This is a genomic window from Mesorhizobium sp. M1409 (genome assembly GCF_040317535.1).
Classification (GTDB): Bacteria; Pseudomonadota; Alphaproteobacteria; order Rhizobiales; family Rhizobiaceae; genus Mesorhizobium.
In genome coordinates this window covers 1-7,716 of record NZ_JAMYKV010000105.1, presented here as the reverse complement: position 1 = coordinate 7,716, position 7,716 = coordinate 1, and the positions used below count along the sequence as shown (strand labels likewise).

The following is a 7,716-nucleotide window of genomic DNA, read 5'->3' as shown; positions in this document are numbered from 1 at the left end:
TCTTGCCGGCATGGGCCAGCACGTTCCTCATGAAGTGGACGCGGCACCTCTGCCATGTCGCGCACAGCACCTTGGTGACGGCCGCCTTGATGCCTTCATGGGCATCGGAGACGACGAGCTTGACGCCGCGCAGGCCACGGCGGGTCAGCTTGCGCAGGAACTCCGTCCAGATCGGCTCGGCCTCAGACGTGCCGACCTCCATGCCCAGCACCTCGCGTCGGCCGTCCGCATTGACGCCGACAGCGATGATGACGGCGACCGAGACGATGCGGCCGCCGCGGCGCACCTTCAGGTAGGTGGCATCGATCCACAGATATGGCCAGTCGCCCTCGATGGGTCTTTCAAGGAACGCTTTGACCTTGCCGTCGATCTCTTCGCACAGCCGGCTGACCTGGCTTTTGGAGATGCCGCTCATGCCCATGGCCTTGACCAGATCGTCGACCGAGCGGGTCGAGATACCCTGGACGTAGGCCTCCTGGATGACGGCGGTCAGCGCCTTCTCGGCCATGCGGCGCGGTTCGAGAAAACCGGGGAAGTAGGAGCCCTTCCTGAGCTTGGGGATGCGCAGTTCGACGGTGCCGGCCCGCGTCTCCCAGTCGCGCTTGCGATAGCCGTTGCGCTGGGCCGTGCGCAATGGGTTCTTCTCGCCATAGGCGGCGCCGGTGGCGGCCCCAACCTCCAACTCCATCAGCCGCTCGGCGGCAAAGCCGATCATCTCGCGCAAGAGATCGGAATCCGGAGTCTTCTCCACGAGCGCGCGCAGGTTCATCATGTCGTCGGTCATCGGTGGTCCTTCCGAAATGGGTTGGCGTCAACAACCAAACCCTACCGGAAAGCGCCGATGACCACCGCAAAGCCGCTCGCTCGCTACAGCGCCACCAACGGCGCGCTCGCGAGCAGCTTCGCTACCGCCGAGCTACACCACCTCATGGGACACGACCCCTCCCGGTTCTTGGTGGGGACGTGAGTTGATTGCTGGTCCGTAAAACGCGATTGATTTTCACTCTACCCAACATGTATCAAAACCGATACAGTGCACCCCGATGAAGGTGATTGAATGGCTTGGAAGCAGCCGGGCGGATGTTCGAGCGTTTCCTGACGATGCGCGGATAGAGGCCGGCTGGCAGCTCGAACTTGTCCAGCGCGGCGACGATCCCGACGACTGGAAACCTATGCAGATCGTGGGGGCCGGCGTCAGGGAAATCAGGGTTCGGGAGGCATCGGGAGCGTTTCGCGTCATCTATCTGGCGACCCTAGAGGACCGCGTTTTGGTGCTTCATGCGTTCCAGAAGAAGGCACAGGCCACATCCAAGAAAGACCTCGATCTGGCGGCTCAACGGCTAAAACGATGGAAGGCAGAACGATGAACGTAGAAATCTATGAGAACGTCTGGGATGCCCTGGCGGACACCGAACAGGAGGCAGCAAACCTTAAAGCGCGCTCGGCGCTGCTCTACGAAATCCGTAAGGCAGTCCAGCGTTGGGGCATTCCCCAGGAGGAAGCCGCCAAGCGGCTCGGCCTGACGCGCCCTCGTATCAATGATCTGCTGCGCGGTAAGCTCGCCAAGTTCTCGCTTGACGCGCTCGTCAACATCGCCGCCTCCGCTCACCTGGATATAGAAATCCGGGTGAAGGAGGTTGCATAATCACGAGGTGTCAAATCTCGTCTTTCCTCGGAGTACATCTTGCGTTTGGACGCGAGCGTGTGCCGAACCGAGCCGCTGCCAGAGCCCGGCTTAGGGAACAACGAGCCCACGCAGTGGTGCATGACGAGGCAACTACTGCTTTTGCGGCTTTTGTGAATCCGGCTCTTCGCCTTCGACTGCAGCGGTGTTGATGCTCCTCGACTGCAGGCGCTGCAGTTCTTCGAGCCGTTCGCCTTTGACGATCTCGGGATCAAGCCGCTCGTTGGGATTCTGTGCCAATGATCGCGCGGCTTCGCTTGCGGCTTGTGCCTCGCGGGCTTCCTTCGCAGCGATGCTTTCGGCGTTGCGCACCATTTCGCGGTCTTGGGCAACCTGCTCAAGCGAGGTCGGATCAGCCGATCCGGCTCGTTCGTCGCGGATCTCCTGCTCGATGGCGCGATTACGGATCTCGCGAGCGCGATCGGCCTCAAGCCGCTCAGCGGCCTCGATCTCCTGGGCGCGATGGATCAAAGCTTCGGCGCGCGCGCCGGCAATCCGATGGGCCTGGTCTTCGCTGACATGCGTGACGCCACCTTCCTGCAGGGATTTGAGATCCGTCCGGATCGCAAGCAGCTCCATGGTGGGCGCTGCGCGCCGTAAGAACTCCGCTTTCGTCTGGCCGTTCATCATGGCCGCTGTCTTGTTAACGGTCTCGTTGATCTGTTTTAGGTTTTCCCGCATCTGGTCCGCGGTGGCATCTGAACTCATTTGAACACCCTTTCCATCTCGAATAGCGACCACAACAGTACCGGATCGGGAAGCTTGCGTCATCCGATCAATGAATTGACTCGCTATCGCGTTATTCGGCTCGGAAACAGCGACCGAGTGCCAGTCCCGAAGGCTTGCCTGCGTGGCCTGCAGCTGGCGCGCCGAAATCGGAATCTTGATCGGGTTGGCCCTCGCGTAGTCGATCCGCTGGCGGGCCTTCTCGATGACGTGCGGGTTTGCACGGGCGTAGGCGCGGTCACGCGCCTCCCTGCCCGGCCGCGGCTTTTCGGCCGTGGCCACAATCGCCTTGTCGCGCGGGCCATAGCTTTGTGATGACGCTCGATAGGCCGCGGAGGTCGCGACGATTTTCATGCCCTGTGCTTGTGCGTGCTGGGCATAGAGCGCGCGCCATTCGCGAAGCTGGGCCGGACCTGGTCGCAAGCGCTCACCGTCCTCACCCTTCACCGCAACGATGGCGTGGACATGAATATGACCGCCCTCCTCGGCCATGTCGGCATGCATGCCGAAGGCGAATTTGTGATTGGGGAACTGCTCATGCAGGAACCCACGTGCGGCCCTTACCAGAGCTTGCCTGTCCTCGCCCGCCTTGGCCGACAGGATCATGTGCATGGTGTCGCGAGGCTTGTAGGAATTCAGGGTCTTGTCCCAGGACTGCGCGGTCTGCCGAACCGCCTCCTCAGACGCGATCGCGGCGCCGTCGGCGCCGATCGCCTGGCTAAGGCGCGCGAGCTGGAACACGACACCGGCTTTGCCGTGGCTGGGCTCCCCAATTGGCTTCACCGAAACGGTATCCTCCTTGACCCCAAGCGCCTCGGAGATCCGCGAGGCGATCATGGCCCGGGTCGGTGCCGAGAACTGGCGATCCTGCTGGCGTCGATCCGAAAAGTGAAACCGATGCTTCACCTTGTCGTCCCCGTTCTCACCCCGCACGACGCTGTGTCCGGCCATGGTCGCGACGACGCGCGCGACGCTCGATCCGTCCTGCAGTGTGTCGATACGATAGGCGAAACCGTGGCCGGCGAAACCTGCCTGAACTGCCTGTGAAAGGCGCTCGGCATTCTCCTGCCCTCCCAGCGAAAGCCGAAACGTCGCCACATCCTCGCTCTCCCGCCGCTTGTCGAAACCCTTGCCCCACTGTTTCATTTCCTCGGCAACAGCTTCCTGCGTTGCCAGGATACGCGCGTCATGCGTCTCGAGCGCGACGCCCTCCTTCTGGATATATTGACCGATGGCGGCTGCCCTTGTGACGCCATGCCCGTAGGAAATCACCTTCAGAACGGCCGGCTGATACCCGGCCGCCAGCTTGTCGGCAGCGGCCCTCGGCCGAGGTCCGCCGGCGAGCTTCCGTCGCTTCGCTGGCAGGCCGAGGTTTAGGCGCCCGGCTTTACCGCGCGGCGGCTCCAGTTCCCCGGGAGACGAGCGCGGCACGGCGGGTTCCGGTGGCTGGCTTGCCCCGAGACCGCCCTCCCCCTTCCGGCCGCGAACCGTCTTGAACAACCCATCATCGTCATTTCCAGCAAAGGACAACAGGGCCCGACGCCGGCGCTTGCGGTTCTCTTCTTCAAAAGCCGCGCTCGCGCGAATCCGATCGGCTATGGCCTGTATGGAAGACTGGTCGAGGTTCACGCGCCCTCACCATCCAGCAGATGCGCCGCCTTCCGAAGTTTCAGGCCATGGGCGATCGTCATCGCCGTCAATTCGGCGTCGACAGCTTTCACCCTCTCATCCAGCGCTTCCCATATCGGCAACGCCGCCTCCATGGGGACGGCGTGGCCGGAATGAATTGCATGCAAAAGCTGGCTGAGGTTTCGGCCGACCATCCGGACTTGCGAGGCCAAGGCCGCGACAGTGCGTGAATTCTCTGCCGACAGAGCGGGGCCGACATCCAGGCTGGCCCGGATAATGCGCCGCAACGTCTCCGCTCGGTCAAGCTGGAACACCTTGCAGGCCTCGTCCAGGAGCGCGCCCGCCTCCGGCCCAATATCGATCCGGGAACGCTTTCGGGTGTCCTTGTGGGCGGCGCTGGTGTCCAAAATTCCTCGCTATGGCGGATGGGCCTCACGTCGAAGACGGTCCAGGTCGAAGCGAAGCGACGACCTGCTCAGCCAATTTGGACCCAAATTGCGTATCTTGTCAATTCAATACGAAACATTATACTGACTCACTGATACATTGATCTAGAGCCGATCATGCATCCTGGGACATTGCACCGATGTGCAAATTCATATTACCACACAGGCACTTATGAGCCTCGGCACTTTGTTGCATCGGCACATAGGTACAATGCAAGGAAGTCGCTTTGGCACCAAATCGCCTATGCGCCTTGACGCCAAGGTGACGCAACATTGGGAAAAAACAATGCCGGAACAACGCGCGGTGCAAATCACAGTGGCCTCTCCCAAAGGCGGGGTCGGCAAGACCATGACCACCATCCTGCTCGCGGGCGAATTCGCCGCCGCCGGTCATCGGGTGACGGTGCTCGACACCGATCCGCAACTGTCCGCGATGGAGTGGAGCAAGAACAGTCGCCGCGCCGGGTACGCGCTTTCAAACATCGACGTCATCCCCATCAGCTCGACCGACGACCTGATCGATCGCCTGGCGCAATCCGACGCCGAGGACCTGCTGCTGGTCGATGTCCAGGGCACGGCCGTGGCTGCACTCGGCCCGGCCGTCGCCAACGCCGACTTCGTGCTGATTCCGACGAAAGCGCACGTCTTCGATGTCAAGCAATGCCTCGGTCTGATCCGGCACATCCGCTCACTTGGAGGGCGCCACCGCGAAATTCCCTACGCGGTGATGCTCAACATGGTTTCGGGGATCGAACACAACACGATGGCCTTCCGCACGGCGATCCAGCTGCTGCGGCAGGCCGACGCCAGCGTGCTTGAGACCTTTTTGTCGCAACGGCCGACCTTCGCCTCAATCGCAACCGCCGGGACGCTTTACGAAGTCCAGCCCGTGAACAAGGCCGTCGAGGACGCTCGCGACCAGACGAATGCCCTGACCGCCGAGATCATCCGCAAACTGAACGGAGCCACCCCGCAATGAATGAGAAAAGCGATCGGTCCGCAAACCAGCTGCCGCTGCCTGCCTTGAAACCCCGCGCCCGTTCGGATGATCCGTTCTCGCGCAACATGGCTGCCATAGTGGAATCCAGCATCAGCGAAACCGACAGGCTGGAGCAGCAGACGAGAACCCAGTCTGCCAGAGCGGCGAAAGCGAAGCTCGAAAGGCCGAAGGCAGACGGCGAGACAGCCCGGCTGCACACACGCATTCCGGTCTCGCAGATGATCGAGCTGCAGGTCCATTGCGCGCGCAATAGAACAACCATGCAGGAGGTGGTGCAGGGCCTGATAACGGAATTCCTTGCCGGGCAGCCGAAGTAGCCGGACGCGCTATCAGCGTCGATTTTCGTACGACCGACCGCCCAGGACTATGGCCCAACGAGGATTGGCTACATCTCTTCGGGGAAGGCCATCAAAGACGGTGCTGAACGACTGACGTTCGGTTCCATCCATCACCAGAGTGAATCGATCTGCGTCCGCCGATTCAAACCATTCATTGGACGCGCGCGTCCGACTGCGCGATTCTGTCCGCAATGATCGCGCAACTCTATCGCCTCTGTATCGAACGCCGCGACGCGGATCGGAACATGGCGCGCTTCTATGCACTGTCGATCGAGGAGACCCTGTTCGGCCAGACCTGCCTGGTCCGGCGTTGGGGCCGGATCGGAACCACCGGCCGCACGGTACAGCACTCCTTTGATACCGAGGGCGAAGCCGTCGCCCTTTTCCTCGAGCTGCTGCGCGCCAAGCGGATGCGCGGCTATCAGCCGCGATCCGCCCGACGCGCAGCAGCGATCCCGTCTTGACAGGTAGCCGGTAGAGCGACGGGAGCCAGGTTTTGGAACAAAGTCGCTTCGTGTACCGGGTGCGGGCGCGATGTCGCCAGTGGGAAGTCAGTGATCTTGACACCGTGGCAAGATGTCGGCGGGCACTTGTGAGGCGATAGGTCGAGTGGAGTCGACAGCGAAGATTGTCCGGAGCACGACGGAATTCCCGGCGAACCGTTGAGACGTTCGACAATTCACCCGGCAGCCACTTTGCCCTCGACCAGCATGGTGACGACATCGCGCATGCGAACTTCACTAATGCGCTGGGCCAAAAATGTTCCCGCCATGTTCTGACACGATCCCTGTTCCGCTATGCCACCGTCGCCGCCGTTCTGGCTTTGATCTTTTTGTCTGTCAGGATAGGTCAGGATGGCGGCGGGCACACCACAAGCGGCTTGCCCGATCCGGCAAAGACGCCCGGTCTCCAGCGACCAATGGCGCAGTTTGGAGCGTCCATCGCGCACCTGCACCTGGCTATGCCAACCGCCATTGGCGGAGACATCCGAAGCCTTGAGCCGATAGCGATAGTCCAAGATACGTTGCTGGCACTTTCTCCCATCCTTGAGAGCCGCGAAGTCTCGGGAGTGATTGAGCACGACTACCTGGCATGCTTGCGGCGATCTGAGTTGCACTCCCTTCCAGCCGGCCTGTGTCACGGCGATGCCTGGACAGGCAATACTCGCGTTCACCAGGGGAAGGTCCACTTTTTCGATTTTGATGATTTTGGGCACGGCCCTCTTGTTCTCGACCTCGGCACGGCGGCATGGCACTTAGCGCGCGCCGAAAGCCCCAATTCCGGTGAGATGGTCGCTTCATTGATATCCGGATATGAAAAGATCCGCCCGTTGTCCAAGATTGAACTCGACGTGTTGCCCCTTTTCATGGGCCTTGCTGAAGTCCGCTCGCTGCTGTTTCTCGCGCGCTATTGTGCGTTGACCGATGACTTGTGGGCTGAGACGTTTCAAAAGACGATGAACGTATTCGCCCTGTCGCAGCACTCCTAAGGTTGATGCGTAGCAAACGTCAGCTTATCATTTGAAACAATACTGGGAATTTTCGCGACGCGGAAGTTGGATCGCATAGTGAGTAATTCGAGCCGTCCAAACCCAAGCGAAATTCATCCGCTATCGGAAGCGCCCTACGTACAAGTGACCTCGCCTTCGTCACCGCGATCGATGTCGGTTGCCTCCACCTCGGCGAATTGACGACGCTTCGCGGCCAGATCGCCGGTGAACGCAAAAGTCACCACTATCACGCGACTGGTATGACGCGAGCCTGCGGGCGCATGGGCAAAAAGCTGGCGCAAGCGCTCCCGTTCACCCTCTAGCCCGTCTTATGCACGACGATGGGGCTTTGAGGCTGGCGGATGTAGCTTAAGCGATTGATTTGGCGTAGGATTCGGTTGCTT

At 61.1% G+C, this 7,716-nt stretch carries 11 protein-coding genes; 6 read left to right on the top strand and 5 right to left on the bottom strand.

Annotated features, from left to right (window positions below; genetic code table 11):
* A partial coding sequence (locus tag NKG99_RS34960; RefSeq protein WP_352873985.1) for an IS256 family transposase occupies positions 1–784 on the bottom strand: 784 nt, incomplete at its 3' end.
* 259 nt (positions 785–1,043) lie between these two features.
* Between NKG99_RS34960 and NKG99_RS34955 the strand changes: the two genes are divergently transcribed.
* On the top strand, positions 1,044–1,367 hold the full coding sequence (locus tag NKG99_RS34955; protein ID WP_023819763.1) for a type II toxin-antitoxin system RelE/ParE family toxin: 324 nt from the start codon (positions 1,044–1,046) through the stop codon (positions 1,365–1,367).
* Entirely contained in the window at positions 1,364–1,645 is a 282-nt protein-coding gene (locus NKG99_RS34950) for a helix-turn-helix domain-containing protein (RefSeq protein ID WP_006205593.1), read from the top strand. The genes NKG99_RS34955 and NKG99_RS34950 overlap by 4 nt, the downstream gene beginning before the upstream one ends.
* A gap of 132 nt (positions 1,646–1,777) precedes the next feature.
* Here NKG99_RS34950 and NKG99_RS34945 read toward each other — a convergent pair whose 3' ends face one another.
* Both NKG99_RS34945 and NKG99_RS34940 read right to left on the bottom strand, forming a co-directional pair.
* Positions 1,778–3,841, bottom strand: coding sequence for a relaxase/mobilization nuclease domain-containing protein (locus NKG99_RS34945; protein ID WP_352873982.1), 2,064 nt, complete (start codon positions 3,839–3,841; stop codon positions 1,778–1,780).
* Positions 3,842–4,035: 194 nt separating this feature from the next.
* Positions 4,036–4,446: a hypothetical protein gene (locus NKG99_RS34940; protein WP_352492040.1), complete on the bottom strand. Its 411-nt coding sequence runs from the start codon at positions 4,444–4,446 to the stop codon at positions 4,036–4,038.
* Positions 4,447–4,771: 325 nt separating this feature from the next.
* On the opposite strand from NKG99_RS34940, the gene NKG99_RS34935 reads away from it, so the two are divergent.
* The 3 genes from NKG99_RS34935 (at position 4,772) to NKG99_RS34925 (ending at position 6,287) form a co-directional block, all read left to right on the top strand.
* Positions 4,772–5,464, top strand: a complete 693-nt coding sequence (locus NKG99_RS34935) for a nucleotide-binding protein (RefSeq protein ID WP_352873980.1) — start codon at positions 4,772–4,774, stop codon at positions 5,462–5,464.
* On the top strand, positions 5,461–5,802 hold the full coding sequence (locus tag NKG99_RS34930; protein ID WP_352873978.1) for a hypothetical protein: 342 nt from the start codon (positions 5,461–5,463) through the stop codon (positions 5,800–5,802). The genes NKG99_RS34935 and NKG99_RS34930 overlap by 4 nt, the downstream gene beginning before the upstream one ends.
* A 212-nt stretch (positions 5,803–6,014) precedes the next feature.
* Positions 6,015–6,287, top strand: a complete 273-nt coding sequence (locus tag NKG99_RS34925; RefSeq protein ID WP_352873976.1) for a WGR domain-containing protein — start codon at positions 6,015–6,017, stop codon at positions 6,285–6,287.
* A gap of 215 nt (positions 6,288–6,502) precedes the next feature.
* Here NKG99_RS34925 and NKG99_RS34920 read toward each other — a convergent pair whose 3' ends face one another.
* Positions 6,503–6,841: a hypothetical protein gene (locus NKG99_RS34920; protein ID WP_352873989.1), complete on the bottom strand. Its 339-nt coding sequence runs from the start codon at positions 6,839–6,841 to the stop codon at positions 6,503–6,505.
* Between NKG99_RS34920 and NKG99_RS34915 the strand changes: the two genes are divergently transcribed.
* Positions 6,743–7,312, top strand: a complete 570-nt coding sequence (locus tag NKG99_RS34915; RefSeq protein WP_352873987.1) for a phosphotransferase — start codon at positions 6,743–6,745, stop codon at positions 7,310–7,312. The two genes, NKG99_RS34920 and NKG99_RS34915, sit on opposite strands and share 99 nt — an antisense overlap.
* Positions 7,313–7,446: 134 nt before the next feature.
* On the opposite strand, the gene NKG99_RS34910 is transcribed toward NKG99_RS34915, so the two are convergent.
* Positions 7,447–7,614 carry a hypothetical protein gene (locus NKG99_RS34910; RefSeq protein ID WP_352726790.1) on the bottom strand — a complete coding sequence of 56 codons (168 nt, stop codon included), beginning with the start codon at positions 7,612–7,614 and terminating at the stop codon, positions 7,447–7,449.
* Between the last annotated feature and the right edge of the window lie 102 nt (positions 7,615–7,716).

What these genes read in the sequence shown, in the direction of transcription:
- NKG99_RS34955 (WP_023819763.1), top strand. Translation starts at nt 1,044, where the DNA reads ATGAAGGTGATTGAATGGCTTGGAAGCAGCCGGGCGGATGTTCGAGCG.
- NKG99_RS34950 (WP_006205593.1), top strand. Translation starts at nt 1,364, where the DNA reads ATGAACGTAGAAATCTATGAGAACGTCTGGGATGCCCTGGCGGACACC.
- NKG99_RS34935 (WP_352873980.1), top strand. Translation starts at nt 4,772, where the DNA reads ATGCCGGAACAACGCGCGGTGCAAATCACAGTGGCCTCTCCCAAAGGC.
- NKG99_RS34930 (WP_352873978.1), top strand. Translation starts at nt 5,461, where the DNA reads ATGAATGAGAAAAGCGATCGGTCCGCAAACCAGCTGCCGCTGCCTGCC.
- NKG99_RS34925 (WP_352873976.1), top strand. Translation starts at nt 6,015, where the DNA reads ATGATCGCGCAACTCTATCGCCTCTGTATCGAACGCCGCGACGCGGAT.
- NKG99_RS34915 (WP_352873987.1), top strand. Translation starts at nt 6,743, where the DNA reads ATGGCGCAGTTTGGAGCGTCCATCGCGCACCTGCACCTGGCTATGCCA.